The 21,834-nt window shown below is 44.6% G+C and carries 31 protein-coding genes and 1 pseudogene; 12 read left to right on the top strand and 20 right to left on the bottom strand.

Annotated elements, in window-relative coordinates:
* Positions 1-185 precede the first annotated feature (185 nt).
* The 12 genes from FKN88_RS10995 to FKN88_RS10940 form a co-directional block, all read right to left on the bottom strand.
* Positions 186-527 (bottom strand): hypothetical protein, encoded by a 342-nt coding sequence (locus FKN88_RS10995; protein WP_306687468.1) that lies wholly within the window; start codon positions 525-527, stop codon positions 186-188.
* Positions 502-1,092 carry a lysozyme gene (locus FKN88_RS10990; protein ID WP_306687469.1) on the bottom strand — a complete coding sequence of 197 codons (591 nt, stop codon included), beginning with the start codon at positions 1,090-1,092 and terminating at the stop codon, positions 502-504. The genes FKN88_RS10995 and FKN88_RS10990 overlap by 26 nt, the downstream gene beginning before the upstream one ends.
* Positions 1,076-1,291: a hypothetical protein gene (locus tag FKN88_RS10985; protein WP_158144891.1), complete on the bottom strand. Its 216-nt coding sequence runs from the start codon at positions 1,289-1,291 to the stop codon at positions 1,076-1,078. The genes FKN88_RS10990 and FKN88_RS10985 overlap by 17 nt, the downstream gene beginning before the upstream one ends.
* On the bottom strand, positions 1,291-1,497 hold the full coding sequence (locus FKN88_RS10980; protein WP_158144890.1) for a TraR/DksA family transcriptional regulator: 207 nt from the start codon (positions 1,495-1,497) through the stop codon (positions 1,291-1,293). Before FKN88_RS10980 ends, FKN88_RS10985 begins: the two co-directional genes overlap by 1 nt.
* Positions 1,498-1,505: 8 nt before the next feature.
* Entirely contained in the window at positions 1,506-1,961 is a 456-nt protein-coding gene (locus FKN88_RS10975) for a phage protein (protein ID WP_158144889.1), read from the bottom strand.
* Positions 1,958-3,070 (bottom strand): DUF2586 domain-containing protein, encoded by a 1,113-nt coding sequence (locus FKN88_RS10970; protein ID WP_306687470.1) that lies wholly within the window; start codon positions 3,068-3,070, stop codon positions 1,958-1,960. Before FKN88_RS10970 ends, FKN88_RS10975 begins: the two co-directional genes overlap by 4 nt.
* A 1-nt stretch (position 3,071) precedes the next feature.
* Positions 3,072-3,731, bottom strand: coding sequence for a phage virion morphogenesis protein (locus tag FKN88_RS10965; protein WP_306687471.1), 660 nt, complete (start codon positions 3,729-3,731; stop codon positions 3,072-3,074).
* Positions 3,718-4,206, bottom strand: coding sequence for a phage tail protein (locus FKN88_RS10960; protein WP_306687472.1), 489 nt, complete (start codon positions 4,204-4,206; stop codon positions 3,718-3,720). Before FKN88_RS10960 ends, FKN88_RS10965 begins: the two co-directional genes overlap by 14 nt.
* A complete protein-coding gene (locus FKN88_RS10955; protein WP_158144885.1) occupies positions 4,203-4,664 on the bottom strand; it encodes a head completion/stabilization protein in 462 nt (153 codons plus the stop codon). The genes FKN88_RS10960 and FKN88_RS10955 overlap by 4 nt, the downstream gene beginning before the upstream one ends.
* Positions 4,665-4,772: 108 nt before the next feature.
* Positions 4,773-5,492 (bottom strand): terminase endonuclease subunit, encoded by a 720-nt coding sequence (locus FKN88_RS10950; RefSeq protein ID WP_306687473.1) that lies wholly within the window; start codon positions 5,490-5,492, stop codon positions 4,773-4,775.
* A gap of 3 nt (positions 5,493-5,495) precedes the next feature.
* The gene (locus FKN88_RS10945) at positions 5,496-6,515 is read right to left on the bottom strand and encodes a phage major capsid protein, P2 family (protein WP_158144883.1); all 1,020 of its coding nucleotides are present in this window, start codon (positions 6,513-6,515) and stop codon (positions 5,496-5,498) included.
* The gene (locus FKN88_RS10940; RefSeq protein ID WP_306687516.1) at positions 6,515-7,408 is read right to left on the bottom strand and encodes a GPO family capsid scaffolding protein; all 894 of its coding nucleotides are present in this window, start codon (positions 7,406-7,408) and stop codon (positions 6,515-6,517) included. Before FKN88_RS10940 ends, FKN88_RS10945 begins: the two co-directional genes overlap by 1 nt.
* 172 nt (positions 7,409-7,580) lie before the next feature.
* On the opposite strand from FKN88_RS10940, the gene FKN88_RS10935 reads away from it, so the two are divergent.
* The 4 genes from FKN88_RS10935 to FKN88_RS10920 all read left to right on the top strand — a co-directional run bounded on the left by FKN88_RS10935 (position 7,581) and on the right by FKN88_RS10920 (position 10,967).
* Positions 7,581-9,407, top strand: coding sequence for a terminase ATPase subunit family protein (locus FKN88_RS10935; RefSeq protein ID WP_306687474.1), 1,827 nt, complete (start codon positions 7,581-7,583; stop codon positions 9,405-9,407).
* The gene (locus tag FKN88_RS10930) at positions 9,404-10,429 is read left to right on the top strand and encodes a phage portal protein (RefSeq protein WP_306687475.1); all 1,026 of its coding nucleotides are present in this window, start codon (positions 9,404-9,406) and stop codon (positions 10,427-10,429) included. Before FKN88_RS10935 ends, FKN88_RS10930 begins: the two co-directional genes overlap by 4 nt.
* 2 nt (positions 10,430-10,431) lie before the next feature.
* Positions 10,432-10,647, top strand: a complete 216-nt coding sequence (locus FKN88_RS10925; protein ID WP_158144880.1) for a hypothetical protein — start codon at positions 10,432-10,434, stop codon at positions 10,645-10,647.
* Positions 10,648-10,715: 68 nt separating this feature from the next.
* On the top strand, positions 10,716-10,967 hold the full coding sequence (locus FKN88_RS10920; RefSeq protein ID WP_217510844.1) for an ogr/Delta-like zinc finger family protein: 252 nt from the start codon (positions 10,716-10,718) through the stop codon (positions 10,965-10,967).
* Here FKN88_RS10920 and FKN88_RS10915 read toward each other — a convergent pair.
* Entirely contained in the window at positions 10,962-11,300 is a 339-nt protein-coding gene (locus tag FKN88_RS10915; protein ID WP_306687476.1) for a hypothetical protein, read from the bottom strand. The two genes, FKN88_RS10920 and FKN88_RS10915, sit on opposite strands and share 6 nt — an antisense overlap.
* Positions 11,301-11,645: 345 nt before the next feature.
* Between FKN88_RS10915 and FKN88_RS10910 the strand changes: the two genes are divergently transcribed.
* Positions 11,646-11,960 carry a hypothetical protein gene (locus FKN88_RS10910; RefSeq protein WP_306687477.1) on the top strand — a complete coding sequence of 105 codons (315 nt, stop codon included), beginning with the start codon at positions 11,646-11,648 and terminating at the stop codon, positions 11,958-11,960.
* A 1-nt stretch (position 11,961) separates the two neighbouring features.
* Positions 11,962-12,366: a hypothetical protein gene (locus tag FKN88_RS10905; protein WP_306687478.1), complete on the top strand. Its 405-nt coding sequence runs from the start codon at positions 11,962-11,964 to the stop codon at positions 12,364-12,366.
* A 20-nt stretch (positions 12,367-12,386) separates the two neighbouring features.
* On the opposite strand, the gene FKN88_RS10900 is transcribed toward FKN88_RS10905, so the two are convergent.
* Entirely contained in the window at positions 12,387-14,960 is a 2,574-nt protein-coding gene (locus FKN88_RS10900) for a replication endonuclease (RefSeq protein WP_306687479.1), read from the bottom strand.
* Positions 14,961-15,272: 312 nt separating this feature from the next.
* Between FKN88_RS10900 and FKN88_RS10895 the strand changes: the two genes are divergently transcribed.
* Positions 15,273-15,560, top strand: a complete 288-nt coding sequence (locus FKN88_RS10895; RefSeq protein WP_306687480.1) for a hypothetical protein — start codon at positions 15,273-15,275, stop codon at positions 15,558-15,560.
* A gap of 198 nt (positions 15,561-15,758) precedes the next feature.
* Here FKN88_RS10895 and FKN88_RS10890 read toward each other — a convergent pair whose 3' ends face one another.
* The 6 genes from FKN88_RS10890 to FKN88_RS10865 all read right to left on the bottom strand — a co-directional run bounded on the left by FKN88_RS10890 (position 15,759) and on the right by FKN88_RS10865 (position 18,267).
* Complete coding sequence (locus FKN88_RS10890; protein ID WP_306687481.1) at positions 15,759-15,986, bottom strand: hypothetical protein; 228 nt, start codon at positions 15,984-15,986, stop codon at positions 15,759-15,761.
* Complete coding sequence (locus FKN88_RS10885) at positions 15,986-16,390, bottom strand: hypothetical protein (RefSeq protein ID WP_306687482.1); 405 nt, start codon at positions 16,388-16,390, stop codon at positions 15,986-15,988. The genes FKN88_RS10890 and FKN88_RS10885 overlap by 1 nt, the downstream gene beginning before the upstream one ends.
* On the bottom strand, positions 16,387-16,920 hold the full coding sequence (locus tag FKN88_RS10880; protein WP_306687483.1) for a hypothetical protein: 534 nt from the start codon (positions 16,918-16,920) through the stop codon (positions 16,387-16,389). Before FKN88_RS10880 ends, FKN88_RS10885 begins: the two co-directional genes overlap by 4 nt.
* A gap of 69 nt (positions 16,921-16,989) precedes the next feature.
* Complete coding sequence (locus tag FKN88_RS10875) at positions 16,990-17,400, bottom strand: hypothetical protein (RefSeq protein WP_306687484.1); 411 nt, start codon at positions 17,398-17,400, stop codon at positions 16,990-16,992.
* Between the two features lie 13 nt (positions 17,401-17,413).
* Positions 17,414-17,953, bottom strand: a complete 540-nt coding sequence (locus tag FKN88_RS10870) for a phage regulatory CII family protein (RefSeq protein WP_306687485.1) — start codon at positions 17,951-17,953, stop codon at positions 17,414-17,416.
* Between the two features lie 113 nt (positions 17,954-18,066).
* On the bottom strand, positions 18,067-18,267 hold the full coding sequence (locus FKN88_RS10865; RefSeq protein WP_187985136.1) for a Rha family transcriptional regulator: 201 nt from the start codon (positions 18,265-18,267) through the stop codon (positions 18,067-18,069).
* A 144-nt stretch (positions 18,268-18,411) separates the two neighbouring features.
* Between FKN88_RS10865 and FKN88_RS10860 the strand changes: the two genes are divergently transcribed.
* The 5 genes and pseudogenes from FKN88_RS10860 to FKN88_RS10840 all read left to right on the top strand — a co-directional run bounded on the left by FKN88_RS10860 (position 18,412) and on the right by FKN88_RS10840 (position 21,821).
* Complete coding sequence (locus FKN88_RS10860; RefSeq protein ID WP_306687486.1) at positions 18,412-19,050, top strand: phage repressor protein CI; 639 nt, start codon at positions 18,412-18,414, stop codon at positions 19,048-19,050.
* A 28-nt stretch (positions 19,051-19,078) separates the two neighbouring features.
* Positions 19,079-19,600, top strand: coding sequence for a hypothetical protein (locus FKN88_RS10855; RefSeq protein ID WP_306687487.1), 522 nt, complete (start codon positions 19,079-19,081; stop codon positions 19,598-19,600).
* A 22-nt stretch (positions 19,601-19,622) separates the two neighbouring features.
* Positions 19,623-20,435, top strand: a complete 813-nt coding sequence (locus FKN88_RS10850; RefSeq protein WP_306687488.1) for a hypothetical protein — start codon at positions 19,623-19,625, stop codon at positions 20,433-20,435.
* A pseudogene (locus FKN88_RS10845) lies at positions 20,435-20,593 on the top strand (site-specific integrase); the annotation flags it as partial. The gene FKN88_RS10850 and the pseudogene FKN88_RS10845, both read left to right, overlap by 1 nt.
* Before the next feature lie 172 nt (positions 20,594-20,765).
* Positions 20,766-21,821, top strand: a complete 1,056-nt coding sequence (locus tag FKN88_RS10840; protein WP_306687489.1) for an N-acetyltransferase — start codon at positions 20,766-20,768, stop codon at positions 21,819-21,821.
* Positions 21,822-21,834: the final 13 nt, after the last annotated feature.

Below are 21,834 nucleotides of genomic sequence, written 5' to 3'. Positions count from 1 at the left end.
GTTCGTGCTGTGCACGCCAATGTAAATAATCTTCAATTTGTGTATCGCACTGAGTGAGTGCGTTTTTTAACTTCGGTATGTCTTCGCTGACGGCTTCCGGCCATGTGCCTTGCACTTGTGGTTTGTGGCAAGGAACTAACATTCCGGCAGGCGGCAGTTTTATGATCACCTGCGTTGAAACGGTTTCAGTACGGTTCGCGCAGCCGCCGAGTAACAGCATCAGGAATATGGCAGTCAATATTTGCAAGCTGGGCTTTAAGTGTTGCCATGTCTGCATTGAGCTTTTCCTCTGCTTGTATCTGTTGCCGCTTGCGCTGCACTAACAGCTTGTTGGTTTGTTCGGCTTCGCCTTTTAGGATCCCGATGGTGATTAAGTTGCTTTGGTTATCCGCTTTGGCTTTGTTAAGCTGTTCGTTTAATGTCGCTTGCTTGGCTTGGCTGGCTTTAAGCTGTAAACCCTGAAATAAGATGGTGATCAGCAATCCAGCTAAGCCAAGGGCTTTAATCCACTTCAATGCAACGTTCATATTCAAGGTTCCGTCTGTTGACTAAACCGGGCAGTTTTTTACCACCGCCATACACCCATCGGGGCAGCTCGTGACAAGCTTTTACAAAATCACCTTGTCGAATCGCGCTGTAAATTTGGGTTGAAGTTCCGTCTGGGTTACGCATAAACCTTGGGCATCCAGTATTGAAGCTGAATGAGACAAAGGCATCGAACTGGCCTTGACTCATCGTTTTACCGCTGATCGCTTCGGTTCGGCTGATACATTGCTCAGCGTCTTGCAGGTTCTTTACCCAATCTTTGGCGACTTGCTCAAGGCTGATATTTTTAGCCGGCACACCGTGAGTGTTGCCGATGCCGTTAGTGATTAACCCTGATGGGCAGGTGTACGGGTCTAAACGGCACCCTTCGGTATTTCCAGTAATTTCTAACGCTTTCGGGCTAATGCGTAATTCACCTAAGCTTTGCCCTTCAATCACCACTTCACCAACGGGCTTGATAAACTCGTCACCGTAAATGGCCGCGCCTCCGGTCACTAAGCCGATGACTGCGGCGACTGAACAAATGACCTTATGAGTTATTTTCATTAATGAAGATCCCCTTTTCTTTGGCGATTTTCTGCATCGCTTTTTTATGCCAGACGTTGGCGATTAACGCCGACACTCCGACAAAGATTGAAAACCATTGCTCTATGCTCAGTAAGCCGAGGAATACGCCAATTCCACTCATTAAGTACGTTAAGTACGAGGTGATTTTTTCGAACCACTCATGGAATAGTTGATTCATTAACCCTCCTTTTCGGCTTGGCAGGGGGTGCAGTATTGGCACCCTTTTATTTTTTCCTGCCTTGCTTTCGGTATTGGGTCGCCACATTCACGGCAATGTGTCCGGCTTGGCAAATGGGCGTTTTGCATTGCCCTTGCTCGTTGGTTTGCCAGTGCCATTTGTTGGAATTTGGCTTCCGTTTTTGCGGCATCATCGATAACGTCCATAGCCGCCCTTAGCTGATAAGGCCGCGTGTATCTTCGGTAGAGAGATACGAGACGCCGTTAATTTTCACGAACAGTGGGCTAGTAACAAAGCCTTTGATTTTGCGGCTTGATTTATCACTGCTTTCTGGGTCAATACCGATGATGTCCGCCAGCACCCACTTGACGCCGTATAACTCTACTTTGTCTTCATCGACGCCGTTATTTGCGTAAAAGAGGATGTCGTCTGGCTCGATGGCGCGGTAGCTTCCGGCTTTGCGTGCGGCATCGTGAATTTTTTTGAACTGAACGAGGTCTAGCTCAAGTTCAACTTCGCAACTGACTTTGCCGTCTGTCCAACCATCGGTCACACCACGAGTAAAGGCCGCTTCTGATTCATCACTGATGGTTGCGGTTGCGTTTTTAACGTGAACGTATTCACCGAAAAGAGTCGTGTCGAAACTGCGGCCTGAAAAACGTGCGCTCATGAGTAATCTCCCGGCTTAATAGAAATGGCGATGGTGATTTTTACAGGGCAGTCGTACGGCTGCACTTGCATGTAAATCTCTACTTCGGTGCTGCTCACCCATTTGATGTCGATGTCATCATCCTGCGGCGGCATGATTTCACCCGGCACGCCTGTTAATGCCATGCGGCGTAAGTCTTGAGTGAAGTAGAGCTTGGCGGCAGCAATGCTCGACGGCGTTGAATTCAAGGTACGATCAGCAATTCGAGCAATGGCACGAATGCGCACTTTTCGGGCCGCTTTCATGGCTACGCGAATGTGGCGGATATCTTGATAGTCGCCCCCTGGCACATCGAGGGTATTTCCGGTTGTCCAGTATTGACCGGGATAATCGGGATACCACATTGGCACTGAAAGTCGGTTTTGCTCGAGTGTTTTTAGCGTTGCTAAGTCGAGTGATTTACCGTCTTTATCTTTCATCAACTCGGTGTTGCCGAGTACGCTGCCTGTTTGCACTCGTGCGGGTGAATCTGCGATGGAAACTTCTTTATTCGCCAGACGTCCAGCGTACTTGCCGAGTGTGTCACCCGCTGCATGTACATTCGGCACAACGGAAATGTATTCACTGGCTACGTTAAGTGGGATTGCAACGGTATCGGCTAACCATTGCGCCCACGTTTGGCCTTCTTCGCTGTCGGTTTGAATGGCTGGCAGTTGGCACAGCACACCGACCTCACGGCCTAAGGCATTTTTTAGCTCATGGCGCAAAGCGATGGCGTTTTCCAACATTTGTTTGCTGTCTGCATCAAAGCCGAGAACAAAGAATTCAAAGCTGGATACTTCGTTGGCTTTTTTGACTGCGTCTTGCCAGTTATCGTCTTCGCCTAGGATCATGACTCCGGCTGTCCATGCTTGTTTGCCGTTAAGCTGGGCGGCTTTGACAATAGCAAGCCCTTCGGCGCTGGCATCTTCTAAAGCTTCATCGAGATCAGAGGTTGAATCCACCATGATTAGGTTACGAACGTCACCGGATACGGTGCCGCGAATGACAAAGAGGAAGTGGCACTCGATATCGGCAATCGGGCCATTCATCAGGTTTAAGATTTTGATAATAACTGTTGGCCATGCCATGTTATTTGCTCCTGTTGCGCTTGAGTTCCCGCTTAATCACGATTGCCAGCCGTTTAGAGCTGATCCCGATTAATCGGCGTTCCGGTCTTCCTACTTGCCACTCGCGAGCGGGGGTTTTGTTTTCCAGCTCTTGGATGGTTTTCACCGCTTCGCCTACTGTCATGTTTTCTCGTATCCATGCCAGCGTTGGCTTTTTACCTCGTTTTTGTCTGCCTTGAGGTTTGAGGCGAAAATCTAAATCACGTAAGGCTCTGGCTTGTTCTTTTGTTGCTGGCTCTTTGGGCGATGGTTCTTTCTGTTTTTTTGCTTGCCGTTTCCGAGCTGATAAGCCACTGCTTTGTGCTATTCCGTGGTGATGTTCGTAAGCAACTCGACCACGGGCAGAAGGCCAACCGATCAGCAATGTTTTGCTATCATTGCGCTGAAAATGTTTTAGCTTCTGAGTAAAGCCTCTTAACATTTTTTTGCGGCCTTTCTTGCGCTTCGGCCACATTCTGTTTTCTGGGTCTTTCTGGGCTCGTATGTTCTTGCGTGTGGTTTTTGCAATTTGAGCACCGATGCGGCGTAACATAACTTGCCGCGTTTTTCGGTCTAGTTTTAAGAGATCAAGCTGCTCTTTGACGCGTAAGTAACTGCGCTCATCGGCTTTAATCTCGAACATGACTCACCACGTCGCGTAGGTTCTCTGCTACCCATATTTGGTAATCTGCTATTTTCCAACGCTTACCCATCCAATAGATATCGCCCTCTGGGGCTTCTTCTATCTTGATGGGCTCTTCAAACATGACTTGGATGAGCACTTCTGCGCTGCTTTCATCTTCAATCACGACTTCGATTTCTGGGTCTTTTAGTTCACCGAGCTGGTTATCTCGCTCTTCGTCGTAATCCATTAGCCACGCTGCAACGTTGGCGAACAGCACAGCGGGGTCGTATTTTTTGAACGGTAAGCGGTCGATTTGAAACTCGGCTAAATAGCGTTGCTGGGCGATATCAATTCCGTTGCCCATGTTGCGCGGCGTGAGTGTTAGCTCGATGTTGCTCATTTCGGCATCAAGTCGTTGGGCTATTTGTTTGCCTAAGCACATTTCGATATGTGCTCTCAGCGCTTGCATTTTGTAACCGACTCGATAGCTCATATCAGCTCCACGCTTGCGCGGTTTTTGCCGAGCATATTGCGGATAATCCGCTCACTCTCGGCCAGTAATTCGTTTTTGGTTTCTTGTGAACGCTCGGCTAAATGATCACCTTCTTTCTTTTGGTGAACGGTGGCAAAGTCGGCTAATAAGTCCGCTTTAGCACGAGCAAACACCGAACTTTGGTACTGAATGACAACGCGGTTTTTACCTTCAATTTTTGGAAATGCGTTGATGTCCTCAGCTTTCACAATGCCTTCGGCCATGTAACGAGTTTTGAGCATTTCCAACTGCAAGTTAACGGAAGAGACAGCATTCACTAACGCATGGGCGATGCGCTCATCATCTTGAGCGGCAGGGGTGCCACGTAGGCGTTCAAAATCCCCTGCTTCGATGTCTGGCCAGAAACCATCATTTTCTATTTTGGTTTCTTGGTAGCTGTTGTTTGATGCTGTGAACATCCGTTATCCTCAAATAAGTGCGCCTCTAGCCACTGGGTCGACGGTTTAGAAATGAACCACGCAGGTTATTTCAACCTCACCAGCCGAGGCGCGGCGGCGTAGGAGTCTTTATAAATTCTTGCCTTCACTGAGTGCGTTTAAGCGCATCTCAATTTGGTTAATCTTGGTTTTCACACCGACTTTGTCGTGTTTTTCGTGAGCAATTTCTAGAAAGCGTTTGGCTTGCTCTAAGCGCTCGGCATCGGCCACTTGGCTTGGTTGCGGTTCGCCTTTTTCGTTAAGCAGTAGCCCGTAGCCGGCGAACTTGTACCATTTAGCTTCAAGCGCTTCGGGTACCTTCCATTCTTTTTCGATTTTCTCGAATACGCACGAGAAGTAAGGCTCTACTGAATAGCCATTGGCGAGTTGGCGCTCTGACCACTCAAGGACAAAATCGGCACAAACAATCGCCCAGCTTGAGCGCTTAAAATTTTCTGGGGTCGGTAAGTCCAGTTCGATAGCTTTGAATAACCATTCAACGGCGGTTTCCAAATCACCCACATCAAATAGCCAGATAATCAAATCGGTAAAGATGGGGTTTTGGTATTTCTCGCCAGCGGCTAAATACTGATCGGCAACGGGTTTGTATTTCGGGATCAGCACTTCACGTTTGTGATTGATTTTTTCCGCAATTTGCACAAAGCCTTTGAGCACTTTTTTGTCGTTCTCAAACTCAATTAAGCGCAGGTGTAAGCTGTCTAAACTGCTCCCCGTAGCGCCAATGGCTACGGTTTGGTTTTGCTTTTGTGCAAGGATGCGATCACGTTGCTGACGAAGTGGACTTACCATGGTTTAACCTTCCTGCTCTTCGGCTGGTTGCACCACTTCCACGGCTTCGATGGCGGCAAACTTTTTCATGTTGCCAACGGCGTAGCCTTCCATGCGAATGTGGTTATTTTCAAAACGTAGCTTGTCTTGATTGTTTTCTTGACGACGCCACTGAGTGCCTTCCTGCGTTAAGATTTGCAGGTTTTTGGTGTTGGTCACCCACACTTGCGTAGCAGGGAAGAACGATGGCGTGTATGCCTGTTTACCTGCGATGGTTTTAGCAAGTTGCTGAGCGGCTTTGTGCTCGGTTGGCGTGTTAGCTGATTCCAACAAGCGATGCTGTTCAGCCGCAACCAGATCAGAGCCCACTAAAACCACTAAGTCAGGGTCTTGACGGTGCTCAGGAGCAATGGTGGTATTGATAAGGTCTTGCACCAATGAGTCGAGGTTTTTATAACCGCCAACCGTTTTACCTGAGGCATCTAACTTTGCTGACTCTAATACCTGCTCTGGCTTTTTCTCTTTAACAATGGTTAACCAACCTTTGTTAACATCTTGACCAAGCGGGTTAGCAACCGGGTCGGTGATTGTGGCGGCGGACGTACCATTAAAGCCAATACGCAACATATCCAACGCAAAACGGCGAGAAATGGCATTTTTCATCATCTTGAGCCATTCGTCTTTTGAGCCTGAGTTAGCCCATTGAGTCATTGTTTCCCAATTGATGTGTGCACCGGAATCGGTTTTAACCAGTTCGTATTCGTTGCCATCTTGACCGACTTCAACGCTAAAGCGGTCAGCGGCACGGCCTGTTGATAGGCCATCATTACCCACATCAACCACTTGGCCTTTAATTTGTTGTACTGGCAACAAGGCCACCATGTTGAGGAACGCATCGGCCATCATAATGGCTTGGCGTAACTTGGTTTCCATTGGCGGGGTTAGGTTAAATTGTTTAGCCCCTTCCGGCGCTCCGGCATTGCTTAGGACTTGTGCACTGTATTGGCTTAAACAGGCAGCAGCTAATGGATTGAGTTTAAACATTAAATCACCTCCATGGTGTTGCTATTGCCTGCATCATCTGGACCTTGACCAGACGGGCCACTTTGGCTCAGTTGGTTAAATTTAGTTTCCAGATTGCCCAGCTTATCGGTCATTTGGGTTAGGCTTGCGCTTAACTGGCTAAATTGCTCAGCGGTCATAGCGCTTGAGGTATCGCCAGAGGGAGTTTCTTCCGGCTGTCCGCCTTCGGATTCTGGCTTTTGCTGAGTAGAAAAAGTGTTTAGCTTTTCTTCCAGCTCACCTTGTTTTTCGCTGATAGTGCCAATGGCACTCATCACTTGGTTGAACTGCTCTTGGTTCATGGGTTTTTCGTCCTCTGGCTGAGGTTGGGTGGTTTCTTCTGGCTGATCGCCAGCTAGGAAAAATGACTTACAAACGGAGAAGAATCGCTCTGAACGTGTGAAACACTGATTAAGGTCGAGTTCTTCCAGTTCGTCACATTCCATTGCGGTTTCTTCACCTTGTCGGCGAGAAAATTTGAGTTGCGTTGTACCTGTGGAGGCTGGGGAGTCAGTCACAGCTAGGCCCATTAAATAGCAACGCCCCTCGCCCTTATAATCGGGATTAGGTTCAATAGAGGTAAAGAGTTTCTGCCCTTCTTTGTTGGCATCCATTAACAACTGATTAGGTGTAAGCTTGGCGAATAAACGTAACTTGCCGCCTTTCTTTTCCGCTTTTAGCGCTTCAACAATGCCCCAGTTCTTACCCTCAAATGGCATCCAATGACTACGGTAGTGCTCCGGCCAGATCATTGCTGTGTATTCTTCTTTTGAATACTGAGCGGCCATATCGTTAATCCACGATTCCGTTATTTTTCGTCCGTCAACGGTATTACCTTCTGTGGCGATGATGACCCAATCACTGGTTTTCGGCATGGTTGAACACTCTTGGTTAATGCGTAATTGCGGTTTAGATGTGGCAACCATACGCCGATAAAACCGGGCTTTCAGCAACTTGTGTTCGGGTGAATTCGGATATAAGCCATATCCGAATTTTTAGGAATTTTTGTAGGCGAATCATGAGGTTTTGGCGGCGTATGATGCAGGTATGGCATACTCTCCCGAAATCCGACAAGCCGCCCGAGCACTTTATTTAAAGGCTTGGACGCCCAGCGAAATCGCTACTGAATTGAAGCTAAGTAATGAACGGATTGTTTATTATTGGGCGGACAAATTTGGTTGGCGCGATATGCTGCGTGAACAAACTATTGATGAGGCGATATCAAATCGCATTCAAACGCTGCTTGAGATAGAGAATCCAAGCAAGCCGCAGTTGGATATGCTCGATAGGTTGATTAATCATCACGTCAAACTTAAAAAGCTGCGTGCTACTGAACAACCTGCCACCCCAACTAATGGAAATGGTCAACTTTCTGAGCAAAGTGGTAAACAAAAGGGCAATTCTGGTCAACATCAGGCTGATAATGGTCAATCTTCTGAATCAAGTGGTAAAAAGCGCGGTAAGAAGGTTAAAAATGATGTTAGTGAGATCACCGAGGCCGACTTTAAACAATGGCATGATTCGCTGTTTGAATATCAACATACGATGCGTAATAACCTGCATCAGCGTATTCGTAATATTCTTAAATCGCGCCAAATAGGAGCAACCTATTACTTTGCCGGGGAAGCGTTAGAAAACGCGATTCTTACTGGCGATAATCAAATATTTCTTTCAGCATCCCGCGCTCAAGCGGAAGTGTTCCGCCGTTATATTGTGGCGATTGCAAAAGAGTTTTTAGGGATTGAGATCACCGGAAACCCTTCTACATTATCCAATGGTGCAGAACTTCATTATCTTTCTACCAACGGCAAAACTGCGCAGAGTTACCACGGCCATGTCTATGTTGATGAGTATTTCTGGATTGGTAACTTTGATGAGCTGAATAAAGTCGCTTCGGCGATGGCGACGCATAAGAAATGGCGTAAAACGTACTTTTCTACCCCTTCATCTAAAATGCACCCGGCTTACCCCTTCTGGACTGGCGAAAAATGGCGCGGTGATAAAACCACTCGTAAAAATATTGAATTCCCAACGTTTGATGAACTGCGGGACGGTGGCCGCTTATGCCCCGACAAGCAGTGGCGTTATGTGGTCACGATTGAAGATGCGGCAAACGGTGGTTGTGATTTATTTGATATTGAAGAGTTACGCGAAGAGTACAGCGAAAACGACTTCAATAACTTGTTTATGTGTATTTTTGTGGATGGCGCTAACTCGATATTTGAGTTTAGCAAGATACAGAAATGCATGGTTGATACGTCTATCTGGCAGGATTTTAACGCCAATGCTGATCGCCCGTTTGGTAGCCGCGAGGTGTGGCTGGGTTATGACCCATCACGAACGCGAGATAATGCGGTGCTTATGGTGGTTGCGCCACCGATTGTCGCTGCAGAGAAATTCCGCGTGTTAGAGAAACACACCTGGCGCGGATTGGCGTTTCAGCATCAGGCTGCGGAGATCAGCAAAGTATTCACCCGCTTTAATGTCACCTACTTGGGTATTGATATTACTGGCATTGGCGCGGGGGTGTATGACTTGCTGTGTAATAAGCACCCACGAGAAACCGTTGCTATTCACTATTCAAATGAAAACAAAAACCGCTTGGTGATGAAGATGATCGACGTCATTGACGGTAACCGCTTGCAGTTTGATGCATCGATGAAAGAAACCGCGATGGCTTTTATGGCGATTAAGCGTGTGGCAACCAAAACCGGAAACATGATGACATTTAAAGCCGACCGTAGTGAGTTGGTTGGTCATGCTGACGATTTTTGGGCGCTTTCTCATGCGCTGATTAATGAGCCGTTAGACCATACCACTAAACGTAAATCACGCTGGGCATTCTCTGGCGAACAAGGGCAGTTAGCAGCATGATAGAGCAATCCATTAACCCAGATACCACCGAAAGCACAGCGAGTAAATCTGTGTATAGCTTTGACCCGTCTCCTGAGCCTATCGATTCAAGCAGTTGGATGACTCATTATTGTGAGTTGGCTTATAACGACTTTGAGGATTATTGGGAGCCGCCCATTTCGCTAAAAGGGTTAGCCGAAATTGCTAACGCTAACGGTTATCATGGTTCGCTGCTTAAAGCACGGGCTAACTATGTCGCTGGTCGGTTTTTATCTGGCGGTAATATGCCAATGCATAAAATCAATAATGTGGCATGGGATTACTTCGGCCTTGGCATGGCTGCTTTTGTCAAAATTCGTAATTATTTTAAACAGGTGATCGCGCTGGAACCGCTGCCGATGGTTCATATGCGTAAGCGTAAAAACGGGGATTTTGTTCAGTTGCTGCGTGACTACAAACAAAAACCGTTTAAGCAAAAGGATGTGATTTTTATTCCTCAATATGACCCTCAGCAACAGGTTTATGGATTGCCGGATTATTTGGGCAGTATTCAAAGCAGTTTGTTGAATCGTGATGCGACTTTATTCCGCCGCCGCTATTACCTGAACGGGGCGCATATGGGGTTTATTTTTTATGCGACTGACCCGAACTTAAGCGATGACGATGAAGAAGAACTTAAGAAGAAGATCGCCAGTTCAAAAGGTGTTGGTAACTTTCGCAGCATGTTTGTGAATATCCCGAACGGACAAGAGAAAGGTATTCAGCTTATTCCGGTGGGTGATATTGCGACTAAAGATGAGTTTGAGCGCATTAAGAACATTACTGCTCAGGATATTTTTGTAGGTCACCGCTTTCCTGCGGGTATGGGTGGAATGATTCCCCAGCAAGGAACCAACACACCTGACCCAGTAAAGGTGAGCCAAGTTTATGATAGGTATGAAGTGGTTCCGGTGTGTAAACGGTTTGCGGATGCGATTAACAGTGACCCAGAGATTCCTAAGTCACTGCATTTTCAGTTTGATTTGGATGTGGGGGATGCTTAGCGATGTCTCTATACAAAATTGAATCGCTGGAAGATGAAGCCGCTAAAAACATTGCGATGGTGATTAATAAAAATGGCGGTCGGTGTGTTGTTGCTGGCCGCGCTGTGATTACTGATCACTGTTTTGTGGTCGATGAAGTGAACGAAGTGATTCCGCTGATTGCCAAAACGTGTGATCAAATCTCAGAATGGGATTATCAGCAATTTAATAGCTTATAGGCTGTACAAAAATACAGCCTTTTGACGTATGATTAATTGGTCAGTCAGTCAATAAGCTAGGTGTTGTTATGAGAGTCATTTGTCCGGAGTGTGGCGAGAAAGCCCGTATTCATAAATCTAACCGTTTAACTAATAGTGTCGCCGATTTGTACTGCGCATGCAGTGACCCAGAATGCGGCCATACGTTCGTGATGAACCTTTCGTATAGCCATAGTCTGAGCCCTTCTGCTAAAACAACCAGTCAACTGGCGTTCACTTTGATGAAAGCCTTGCCACCGGAACAGCGGCAAGAACTCAAGCAACAGCTCAGTATGCTATAAACGAAACGCCGGACTTTCTAATTCTGAGGCCATTTCAATAATTGACTGAATGGCCGTTCTCAGCTCTCTATCTATCTCGCCCTCGTAGTTCGACAAAGACATATTCATAATCAACAACCCGCCCTTTATCGATTCTTCCTTGCTTTCACTCAGTGCTATGCCATCGATCACGACATTTAACACTTGTAGTAGCTGTGTTTTATTTTTCAATAACATAGCACCCCCCAACCTGTGACAACAGTAATAATACTGTATATAAACACAGTATTCTATCACTGTTTTTGGTAAGGTTTTATTTTCTAGACATAAGTTGATTTGAATAACCAGCGTCATCGTAAGTTTTCCTCATAGTTACCATTGATTCACCAAATAGCAGACTGACTACTTTGCTGCTCTGTATTAGTTAACGATTGCCATTAGGAAATGATTTACTTACTACCTTTTTAATGGTTGCTGTTTTACTACTAGAATGTCAGGTGTCAATCTGACAATAACTTATAAATGCGTATATATGCATGTATACACGTTTTTTTTTACAAACGGACGATTGCTCATTTTACTCGGCTTTAGTAGGATGAAGCTGTAAAATAAGAATATCGTATATATACTATTATAATAATTTGAAGTTACTTAACTTAGTTGAATGCACAAGCATTTTACTTTTTGATTGGAGATACAATGGCTATTTTTCTTATTACATTGCAAAGCTCACCAGCTTTTGTAATGGAACAAGCTATTCAAAAACACTACCCTAACGATTACTTAAAGGTCGGTGATTTGGCGTGGCTAGTAGAAGATAAGGAAGCAATCACGCCTCAAAGTGTTGACAACAAACTGCTTGAAAAAGTCCCAATGCTTGGGGTGCCTATGAATAATGAACCATCTAAAATACAACCGAAAGATTTTGGCCCATATATAATTTCTAGCTTCAGTGGTTACTGGGGCTTCCATGACAACGCTGTTTGGCAATGGCTGCAATCTAGAGGATTATAGAATGAGCCCCCATGGTCAACCTAATCAACCATCCCAAAACATCCCTACCCCATCAGGTGGAGCAAGTGGTCACGAACAATCTCAATGGATCATTCGCTCTATTACTGAATTTACTGGTGAAATCAGAGGATTGCGTGCTGATGTTGATCACCTCAAACAATCGAATAATAAAATTGATGGACGGACACATGACTTAGGCGCTGATATGGCATCAACAAAAACAACTTTAACCACTCATTGTTCTGACATGTCAGATATGAAAAGCCAAATTGATTCGATCAAGAAGACTATTTGGATCACATCAGGCGCAGTCATTGCTGCCGTGGCGCTTATAACGTTTTTATTAGGCAACTCCCTTCAAGATATAATGACCTCACTGGAGGCATTGAAGTCATTACCTAAATAATTACGGCTAAAAGCACTACCTTACGCTAACGGCCAGTCGTCTTCACGTTCTGCGAAGAATGACAGGTCTGGTTGTTGGTGTTGGTTGGTTTCTTTTGGTTCTAACTTGTCGAGCAACTTGTCCCAGCCCTCAAATCGCATCCACAAATCATCATCTTCATCGGCTATTTCTCGTTTTATCTCGACTAACCGCGCTGAACGGACGGTTTTACCCTGTGCGTCTACCTCCGCTGGGCGGATTTGTAAGCTGGTTTCATCATCGAGGCGAACGCTCGAACCTTTCATTAGTGCTGAAATGGTCAAATCATCAGCAACCTGATCATTAACTGATCCTTTTAACCTGTCCGGTTGCAATAACTTGGTTAGCTGAGTGCTGACCTGTCCGGAAAGTGGCCCCGTACAGTTAGTGACAGAACTCCGAGAGGCGGCAGAGCCGCCAAAGGCAGTCGCTTCGCTCCCAAAACCCAACACCTCAGCATCTTCGGAATCATCACCTTTCTTTTTGATGATCCAAACTTTGGTACGGGTTTTAAAAAGACCTTCGGCGGTTTTAAAGCCTTCTATCTTGCGAACTTCTTCACCGTGCGGTGAGGCAAACGGCAGCACTTCATAGGCGTTAGTGATCAGCAAGCAATCACGAGGTACAAACGGGCCACCTTGCCCCATGATGTAACCGCGCCAGTTGCCTTCGTCGGCGGCTCTCATGGTGTTTACTACACTGGCTGAGTTAGATTTAATGCGCGGCTGATAGCTATTGCTGATCACTTCAACCAGATATTGATTCGTCAGCAATCGGTTTGGTCGCATCGGGCCAACTAAATCACGGTTCAGCATGTGGTACATGCCGAGTAAATCGGCCCTTTCTTGCATGAACAAATATTCCATAAAGGCTTTTTTGTTCTGGTTGGCAAAGCGGCGTAACTCGCGGTAAGTCGTGACGGGCGCACCGCCGAAGAATTGATATTGACGAATCGACCAGCGGCTTTTCCATGCGCTGACGTTCTTCGCCATTTCCTTTACTGGCTTTCCGGTTTCGTCCGAGACTTCGCTATCCATTGCGTAGCCATCGATGTTTTTAGATATGTACTTGGCGATATAACCTGTGGCCGTGCCTTTTGCTGGGTCTATCAAGCCAAAGTCACACCGTGGGCGATAATCTAACGGGCCAACGTAAACCCCTTTACGGAATGGCTTCTGCTTCTCTTTTTCAAATGCTGGATGCAGCTCGCTACGGTCTTCTTTAGTGGCGTATGAAATGAAGATGTCACGCACTGCGGAAACCTCTTCCGGTTTAACCCAAATCAATAAATGCCAGTGCGGTGTGCCGTCATGATGTGGCTCGGCTACGCGAACGCCGAACCAGCGAATGTCTTCGCGGCTTAATTTGGCGCGAATTCTTTGCCATACGTTGTTTAAGTAGGCTTGCGCTTCTCTTGGGCTGGTTCCGTTCCAGTGATCAATAAATCCGCCCTTTTTGTAGCTGTTGTGATATTTCGAGGGCGTGGTCAGGGTTAAGAACAAACCTTGCAAACCGAGTTCGTTGCCGATGTCTTCACAGCCGCGACAGCGAACCATTAATTCATGGCGGCGAATCGCTGGGTTAGACACGCTTTTTAGTACCATGTCGGCTAGGTCGGCTTCTTCTCCGGTTTCTTCATCAATTAATGTGCACTGCTTGATGAATTCCCAGTTACGTTTTTGCTGTTCTTTGTGCTCACGGATGCAATCCCACGAGGCGTAGGGAGAAGCTTTGCTGGATACTTGGCCCATAGCGATGGCTAGGTGTTCTCGCATGATTTTGCGTGCCTTGGTTAAGCGACCTAGCCACCATTTCTCGTTAATCATTTTTGAGATGTCTTGCAGGGCTGAAAGCTCGGTTTGCTTTTTGTATTTGCGCGGTGGCTTGATGCCGAATTGACGCACGAACTCGGCCAGCGCTTCATAACCTTCGGTTACTGCTTCACTGATTTCGTCATTGTCTTTGGATTGCTGACGGCTGATCACTTGCGAGTAACGAAAGACGATTGTGCTTATTTTAAAAGCCATTTCTTTTAGTTCGTCATTTTCTAGCTCTGCGAGTAAGCGGTTTTGCACTGGCTTGCGGTTTTTCTCTGCCGCATCGAAATCAAAGGTCATTTGTGGGCGCTGGACATCAGGATGCAGCGCGGCAAGGTCGTTTTGCTCAGTGTTTTCATATTCATCACTGAGCAAAGCCACCTTTTGAGTTGTTGGTAGATTTTTGTATTTGCGGAGTGCTAATCGAGCACGATTGGCGGCCGGCTCCATTCGTGTACGAAGATATATATTTGCCTCTGCACGCCCTTTCTTATCAAAAATAGCTTTGTATCGTTTAGCAAAGTATTTGGTGATGTAGTTAGGGAAATCGCTAAAGTATTTTTTTTCTGTGCGCCATTGATGATCATCAGGATTGAGCTGATATAAATCTCGCTCAATCATGTTTTGCCCGTCTGGTTCAATCAATACAGGTTGATATCCGTGAACCAAGCAAGAATCCCTCTTATCTATTGGCTTAAGAGGGAGTCTCCATGGTCGCTTTAGCGGTTTTACTGGTTGATAGTACGATGAGACAAGCATTATCTTTAACGAAACCTCGCTGGAGAATATTCGTCACATGCGTAGTACGGTCGCTTCTTACCGAGGCAAAAATAAAGACCATTAAGCTCCGACGTTAACTTGATTTGTTTTTCTGCAAGATCGGGACGAGCGATTCGCCCAGCTTTGGAGAAGCTAAGACTTATGTGGCTTTCTAACTCTGCTATTCGATTTAAAACATCTTGCTCTGTTAACATCTAAAACACTCCTAATAAAAGTTTAAACGCTTTGATTTCGCTTGGTAATTTCAATGTGTTAATCTCACTAACTATCTATGCAACAGGAGTTCGCTTAATGAAAACAAAATTACTCAAGCCTGAGTACAAGCTTCCATTCGATAATTTAATAGCTGCATTCGTAGATAGTTATTTATCTGATGAATCTCTAACCGAGTATAAAGTTGCCATTATGGGTAAAGAGAATACGCACTATAGGAATATTACTGTCTATGGTAAGGATGCTCTCAAAGACCTAGATAACGAATTGCAAGAGCTCAACATGATTGACCGTCTAGCCTACCTACCACCTGCTGGCGCTTACCATGCGGTATACTCCGAGCGTACCGACGAAGACATTCTGTAAGCCGAACATGAGCATTTTCTAAAGAGCCGTCAGAAACAAAGGCGGCTTTTAAACATTCAAAATATTCCCATCCATCAAGCGATTTATCCGCATATCTTTCAGTCATAAGTTGCTGGGCAATTTCAAAACTTCCATGCTTCTGCTGACAACGTTTTTCAAATTCTGTAATTAAAAAATCTAACGTGATAATTGTGTCGCTCATAACGCCTCCAAATCTTGAGTTGTGACAATCATAAAGCCGCCCTTATTTTGACCTTTGCTGATCACCCCTTTGTGCAGGGCTTGGCAGTTGAGGTCTAAACAAGCTTGATGAATGGCATCATCGAATGATTCAAAATCACCAATCAACACGTTGGCAACTTGCTGGGTTTCTTCGTGGCGTATAACCCCACCACTTGGGCATAACATTACTGCGGCGTATTGCATTACATTGCCTCCAACGTTGGGAAACCATGCAGGGGTTCGCAATCGCGCCACCACATTTGCATGGTTGAATGAAGTGCTGTGCTACGAACACAAGCGGAAACAAAGAACAGCGCACGAATAGCGCCAAGCGCCTGATGGTGAGTGGCGTTATCGGTTGATTGGTTATTAAAGACAACCACCCAATAAACCCACCAAGCGGTGATGAAGTCTTCTAAACACAAGCCTTGCTCGGTGCCGTTAACGTTAACCAGCATGGCGCGGGTAGAATCCAGCTCAAGCATTTCACCTTGGCTAGATTGCACAGCATTAAACACTCGTAAAAACTGCTCAATTTTACGATTGGTAAACCCTTCGCTACGTAAGCCGAATTCAAGGTCTTTGCGGTAGATGGTAAGAATGCTCATGATTCCACCTCTGCTTTTGCTTCGGCTTTTTCACGGGTTTCGATGATCAGCTCAGTAAGTTGGCTTTCGATTGAAAGGAGTTTTTCGAGTGCGTCTGTTCTATCCAGAAACGCATATTCACTTAGCAATATAAGTTGGGGTTCATCTTTTTTATATGTCGTTTCAACGGGATGAGCATACACATAGAATTTTTTCACATGTCCAGAGAAAGTAGTAAACACATGCAACACATCGGTATTCGCCATCGCAAGTACGTTGATCGCGTGGACGATATCGAATACTTCTCGGTTATTAATATTGTTCGCCATATCACTTGCAAAAGTGGCGACCTTTTCCTCTTCGGTTAACTCGCTCGATAATTCAACATGATATTTACCCGGCAAAAGGTTGCTCATTGCCAAAGCTAATCGGCGCTGATTGATTAGCGCTTGATCACTAAAGCGAATCGCTTTACTTAGGTTTTCACGAGATTGCTTAAGCAGTTCACGCGCTTCATCGCGTAATTCTTTGGATTGTTCTAGTTCATTCATCGTCTATGCTCCTACGCTTAGATGAAAAAAAAAGCCCCCTAATACAACAGGGGCAAAGGTTGGCTGGGTTTAAAGGAAATCGGGGGCCGCTAATTGAGAGACATTGCCAACTCGCCCCTCAAAGCGCTTAGTTACTGAATCCATTAGCTCTAACCCTTTGCGCACTTTTTGACGCTGGATGTCGTTTAGTTGATCAAAACTTTGGTTGGCGTGGTCGGGTGATAAACCGCCTGCGATGCAGCACATGGCGCGTTGCTTTACCGTTAGGCTGTCATAAGCGCGGCGTATTTTTTGACGCTTATAACTGCGATCAAATAAAGCATGGGCTTTGGCAATGCTTGATTCTGCTGAGGCTTTCGGCAGTGAATCTAAGTAGGCGTCAAACTCTTCACGAGTGCGAGGCCTTGTTAATGGCTGCTCTTGCTCATGTTGAATTCTGGCTTGTTGTAACTGCTGGCGAACTTGTTGTAATGCTGACATAGTGACTCCTTTTTTAGGCTAAGCCTGGTATCGGTGCACCGTTAGCGAAAAACTCTAACCCCATCGAGATAATGGGCGTCGCGCCAGTAGTGCGGTTCTCTAAATCTGATATGAGCAAAACGAGGTTGCCTAAAGCGGCATGGGCTTTCGCCAACGTTTTGTTTTTTCTAGTGCGAGGCAGGCGCTCTGCGTTGCACATTTGCATTGCATCGCTAGAAATCTCGCCGCTGAGTGCACAGTTCATTAACGTGCGTTCAATGAAGCTTTTCTTTTCTGATTTCTGTGGTAGCGCCACTGTCACGGTACCCAGGTCGCCATACAGGACATTGTGAATAGAGTAGTCACTAGAGTGGTAGCACAACCAAGCCAGCTCTATTGCATAAAGCTTGTGTGGCTGGTCTGGATTGAGCTTGTTACGAAGTATGGTTTCGCTCATATCCATCTTTCTGGCCAGTTCAGCCATGTTATGGTTGGTTGCAAATGCGCAGAATGCTTCGTCAAGCGCTTTTTGTTTGCTCTCACGTAATTCGCACATAGCGAGTTGGCTTCCCATAATTCACACTCTTTCTTACAGAAACGGAGGTATGCAAATGACTGCCCATGCAAAAGCATGAAGCCAAAGTGGGCAGTGGTTTTTAGTTGGTATCAGAGATGAAAGGCGCATGATTACACCTGCTGCAGCGCGGCTTGCTCTGCCCACTTGACCATGTTGACCAGCACAAGGCGTTGTTTGCCTTCCTTTTCTTTGATGGGGATATCGCCATCGCTCAGTAGCTTGTCAAAAGTACGCGGGGCAATACCTGTTCGGCGCAAAAACTCTTTTTTTGTGACGTACGGGGCATCTACAGCTATTTGTATGCTTGCCATAAGTGGTATCCTTGTCTTTTTGGCTAAAGCGGTTCTTTGCGAGAGACGGCGCTTTAAAATTGAACACACAAAGATATTAGATCGCCAATTGAATTCTTGCAATAACTTTTAGCGATTTAATTAATGTTAATCTTGGATACTGAGATGCCAAAAGCAAAAATATTACCTTACAGCTATCTGAGCGGTATTGAATTCACTGAAAATCTTAAACATTTAGCGAACTGCAAGACATTTCTTGAACTTGCAGAGATTTTAGATGTGCCAAAAGCAACATTCAGCACATGGAATACTCACAACAGAACATCACATGAGTTGATGGTTAGATTTCACTTGCGCTTAGGGATACCAATTGCTGATTTAGCATTAAAGCCAGAGGATCGTCATTTGGCAGCTAAACAAAAAGAACCCTCTCAGCCAGCAACTACACAACAACCTTCTCAGCTTGATACCGTTGCTCTTAAAAGCTTTTGTTTAACGAATGGGCAATTACTAGAAACTGGCGAGATTCCATATCCGGTAAGACGAATGAATAGTTTTAACTTGGATCATGAAAAGGTCATCGAGGTTGAAACAAACGAAGCTATTTACTTGCTTGATAAAAGTACAACCGATGCGGTGGCTGGTAACTACCTAATAGACGTTGATGGACGCTTATCCATTAACCAAATCCAACGTTTACCCGGCAGAAAGCTTGCGATTGCTTTTGGAGATAGCACGATTGAAGCGTCAGAGAACGATATAAAAGTGCTAGGCCGTGTGGCGGTGACTTTGAAGAAAGATTGATTATTAACTTGGCTAGGGAAAGACCACTATGTCTAAAAAAAACAGTGAATTCATTTGTATTTACGTAACCAGTAAAAATGAACTAACCATTCAACACCTAAGAAACTTTTCGTATGATAACGATGAAGAACCCAATTATATTCAAGGGTGGTCATATACCCATCAAAGACCTATAACCTTAGTTGCCGCTCGTGTTCGTCGAAAATTCAAAACCTTAAAAGAAGCTGAAGGCTTCATGGCAACATGGACTAAAAACTTCGATCCTGAAGTGCATTATGTCTATAACCCTACTCGATTATCAAGACCTGACACTATGGATGTCTGCTTCACTGGTTTTTCAAAATCAGACAAAGCTGAACTTTATGAATTGGCAGAACTCAACGGCATGATCGTTCGAAAAGAAGTTACTGTTTATTTAGATGTCCTTTGCTATGGCTACAATGCTGGCCCCAAAAAGCTTGAAAAGGCAATGGAACAAGGAGTGATGATTCTTAGCCGCCCTCAATTTGAAACCATGATAGAAACTGGCGAAGTGCCGGAAAGTGTTTAGGAAATATAGAACCGGAGTTATTATGAAAACGATTTTTGTCCTTGTATGCTTTTCTATTTTTTGTTTCTACATGGCAATTAAAACATCTAAGAAAAAAAACACTACGCTTTTACCACCGGAAAAAAAGATATCCACTTCGACACCTCGTGCTGGGTTTACTATTTCCATGCCTACTTCTGTCACATATTCAGATGATAAAGAAGAATTCGAAGAACTTTCTCCTATCCCATTTGATGATAGAGAAACACTCATTATTAATGATGAACGGTACTATGTAGCATGGGCGGGAAAATCCCCTGAAGCTACTTTTTCAGTTAATAGAAAAGAAAAAATCACGATTATCCCTACTCACGTATTAGTGAAAAACATGGCAATTCATGTTGCAGAGATATACGAGCAAAACGTTAAAATTGTTCCAACTAAAGAAATTTCAAGCCAAATACAAGTTAAAGGATACAATCGCCGTTCTTTCTGGGAGTGGATGCGAATTATAAATCCCGAGTTCCCTTGGAATTTTCACACTGCTTATCCTGAACATGAAACATGCGAGCGTGATTATTCTGTAGTCTGGAAAGGAACTCTAGCCCCAACTACATTCTCTCGTTATGAATATCACGGATATGAAAGAAAAAGAAAACGAGAAACAGTTAGACCAGTAGCTTTATATAAAGGAAAGCTTACCGGAGAAACCAAGCTAGAATTCATTGACTCAGAAAATAATAAGCAAATTATTAAGATCGACTTAATAGATACAATGCTAGCAACCGAAGGTCACAAGAAACAACATTTTGATGATTGGGTGAATGATGTGTTGTTAACTAGTACAGCTCAATAATGTCTGTTCGTAATTTAAAAGATGGCCACAAAAAGCCTTGGCTTTGCGAGTGCTACCCGCAAGGCCGAACTGGTAAACGAGTTCGTAAACGCTTTGCCACCAAAGGTGAAGCATTGGCCTTTGAACCGTTTACTATGCGTGAAGTGGATGATAACTTATGAGTAGGTAATAAAATTGTTAGTCGCCGCTTGGGTAAATTGATTGAAGCTTGGTGGCAAGTACAGTTACACGATAACATTAGATAAAACCATTTAAGTCAAAGAACAGGTAACAATGAGATTAAATTAAAGAACAATTAAAACGTAAAAAGCAAAAGGCTAAGGTGTACATATGGAAAGACTAGTAATACAAAAATTTTCAGAAGTAAATTTAGATGACCCATTTTTCGATACTCTAAAAGCGGATTATGCTGAATTTTCAGATTGGTTTCATAAAAAATCTGACAACTTAGCCCTCGTTTTGTACAACGAACAAAATTTGATTGAAGGTTTCCTATACCACAAGTTTGAATCAGGTCCCGGAGATGACACAGCTCCGTTATTGCCAAATACCAATCACATGAAGGTTGGCACATTCAAATTTAACCCGGTACAAACACGTCGAGGTGATCGATACCTTAAAAAAATATTCGATTACGCGCTTTCTTCTCCTAATGTAGATGACATCTATGTGACTGTTTTCGCAGATAAACATCCTTATTTAGTTGCCTTATTCGAAAGGTATGGTTTTACAAAATATGGCACAAAAGTGACTCCTAACGGTACGGAGCAGGTATTGCTTAGAAATTTAAGTGTAAAACATGGGGATGTTGATAAGGACTATCCATATGTGAAAACAACGGGTAACAACAAGTTTTTACTTAGCATCTATCCTAAATACCATACGGCTCTTTTCCCTGATTCTCGCTTATTTACCGAGTCTCCTGATATTATAAAAGACATCTCGCATTCAAATAGTATCCACAAAATTTATATTTGCGCTATGGAAGGTGTGATGCAATTTAACAGAGGTGATGTGCTCGTTATCTATAGAACAAGCGATGAACGAGGCGCAGCCGAATATAGATCAGTAGCGACTTCCATCGGTGTGGTCGAAGACGTACACAACATTTCTAAATACAAAACAGAAGAAGAATTTTTGACCTATTGTGGAAAATTTAGTGTTTTTAGCGAAGAGGAACTCAAAGACATCTATCGCTCTAAAAAGTATCCTTACATCATCAACTTTACCTATAACGTCGCATTCCCTAAACGACCGATTAGACGCTCATTAGCAGATGATGCTGGACTAAACCGAAATGATTATTGGGGAGTTATGCAACTCTCCGACGCTCAATTTAATGCTATTGTCAATTTATCAGAGCTGGATAAAAAGTTCTTATACTAAATACTAAAGGCGC

Source organism: Vibrio sp. 2017_1457_13, from assembly GCF_030851525.1.
In the GTDB taxonomy this organism is placed as follows: Bacteria; Pseudomonadota; Gammaproteobacteria; order Enterobacterales; family Vibrionaceae; genus Vibrio; species Vibrio metschnikovii.
Note: the sequence above shows the minus strand (reverse complement) of the source record. Positions and strands in the feature narration are given on the sequence as shown.

Bases quoted from the DNA above. Each gene is read 5' to 3' on its own strand.
- FKN88_RS10995 (WP_306687468.1), bottom strand. From the start codon at position 527: ATGAACGTTGCATTGAAGTGGATTAAAGCCCTTGGCTTAGCTGGATTG.
- FKN88_RS10990 (WP_306687469.1), bottom strand. From the start codon at position 1,092: ATGAAAATAACTCATAAGGTCATTTGTTCAGTCGCCGCAGTCATCGGC.
- FKN88_RS10985 (WP_158144891.1), bottom strand. From the start codon at position 1,291: ATGAATCAACTATTCCATGAGTGGTTCGAAAAAATCACCTCGTACTTA.
- FKN88_RS10980 (WP_158144890.1), bottom strand. From the start codon at position 1,497: ATGGACGTTATCGATGATGCCGCAAAAACGGAAGCCAAATTCCAACAA.
- FKN88_RS10975 (WP_158144889.1), bottom strand. From the start codon at position 1,961: ATGAGCGCACGTTTTTCAGGCCGCAGTTTCGACACGACTCTTTTCGGT.
- FKN88_RS10970 (WP_306687470.1), bottom strand. From the start codon at position 3,070: ATGGCATGGCCAACAGTTATTATCAAAATCTTAAACCTGATGAATGGC.
- FKN88_RS10965 (WP_306687471.1), bottom strand. From the start codon at position 3,731: ATGTTCGAGATTAAAGCCGATGAGCGCAGTTACTTACGCGTCAAAGAG.
- FKN88_RS10960 (WP_306687472.1), bottom strand. From the start codon at position 4,206: ATGAGCTATCGAGTCGGTTACAAAATGCAAGCGCTGAGAGCACATATC.
- FKN88_RS10955 (WP_158144885.1), bottom strand. From the start codon at position 4,664: ATGTTCACAGCATCAAACAACAGCTACCAAGAAACCAAAATAGAAAAT.
- FKN88_RS10950 (WP_306687473.1), bottom strand. From the start codon at position 5,492: ATGGTAAGTCCACTTCGTCAGCAACGTGATCGCATCCTTGCACAAAAG.
- FKN88_RS10945 (WP_158144883.1), bottom strand. From the start codon at position 6,515: ATGTTTAAACTCAATCCATTAGCTGCTGCCTGTTTAAGCCAATACAGT.
- FKN88_RS10940 (WP_306687516.1), bottom strand. From the start codon at position 7,408: ATGCCGAAAACCAGTGATTGGGTCATCATCGCCACAGAAGGTAATACC.
- FKN88_RS10935 (WP_306687474.1), top strand. From the start codon at position 7,581: ATGGCATACTCTCCCGAAATCCGACAAGCCGCCCGAGCACTTTATTTA.
- FKN88_RS10930 (WP_306687475.1), top strand. From the start codon at position 9,404: ATGATAGAGCAATCCATTAACCCAGATACCACCGAAAGCACAGCGAGT.
- FKN88_RS10925 (WP_158144880.1), top strand. From the start codon at position 10,432: ATGTCTCTATACAAAATTGAATCGCTGGAAGATGAAGCCGCTAAAAAC.
- FKN88_RS10920 (WP_217510844.1), top strand. From the start codon at position 10,716: ATGAGAGTCATTTGTCCGGAGTGTGGCGAGAAAGCCCGTATTCATAAA.
- FKN88_RS10915 (WP_306687476.1), bottom strand. From the start codon at position 11,300: ATGACGCTGGTTATTCAAATCAACTTATGTCTAGAAAATAAAACCTTA.
- FKN88_RS10910 (WP_306687477.1), top strand. From the start codon at position 11,646: ATGGCTATTTTTCTTATTACATTGCAAAGCTCACCAGCTTTTGTAATG.
- FKN88_RS10905 (WP_306687478.1), top strand. From the start codon at position 11,962: ATGAGCCCCCATGGTCAACCTAATCAACCATCCCAAAACATCCCTACC.
- FKN88_RS10900 (WP_306687479.1), bottom strand. From the start codon at position 14,960: ATGCTTGTCTCATCGTACTATCAACCAGTAAAACCGCTAAAGCGACCA.
- FKN88_RS10895 (WP_306687480.1), top strand. From the start codon at position 15,273: ATGAAAACAAAATTACTCAAGCCTGAGTACAAGCTTCCATTCGATAAT.
- FKN88_RS10890 (WP_306687481.1), bottom strand. From the start codon at position 15,986: ATGCAATACGCCGCAGTAATGTTATGCCCAAGTGGTGGGGTTATACGC.
- FKN88_RS10885 (WP_306687482.1), bottom strand. From the start codon at position 16,390: ATGAGCATTCTTACCATCTACCGCAAAGACCTTGAATTCGGCTTACGT.
- FKN88_RS10880 (WP_306687483.1), bottom strand. From the start codon at position 16,920: ATGAATGAACTAGAACAATCCAAAGAATTACGCGATGAAGCGCGTGAA.
- FKN88_RS10875 (WP_306687484.1), bottom strand. From the start codon at position 17,400: ATGTCAGCATTACAACAAGTTCGCCAGCAGTTACAACAAGCCAGAATT.
- FKN88_RS10870 (WP_306687485.1), bottom strand. From the start codon at position 17,953: ATGGGAAGCCAACTCGCTATGTGCGAATTACGTGAGAGCAAACAAAAA.
- FKN88_RS10865 (WP_187985136.1), bottom strand. From the start codon at position 18,267: ATGGCAAGCATACAAATAGCTGTAGATGCCCCGTACGTCACAAAAAAA.
- FKN88_RS10860 (WP_306687486.1), top strand. From the start codon at position 18,412: ATGCCAAAAGCAAAAATATTACCTTACAGCTATCTGAGCGGTATTGAA.
- FKN88_RS10855 (WP_306687487.1), top strand. From the start codon at position 19,079: ATGTCTAAAAAAAACAGTGAATTCATTTGTATTTACGTAACCAGTAAA.
- FKN88_RS10850 (WP_306687488.1), top strand. From the start codon at position 19,623: ATGAAAACGATTTTTGTCCTTGTATGCTTTTCTATTTTTTGTTTCTAC.
- FKN88_RS10840 (WP_306687489.1), top strand. From the start codon at position 20,766: ATGGAAAGACTAGTAATACAAAAATTTTCAGAAGTAAATTTAGATGAC.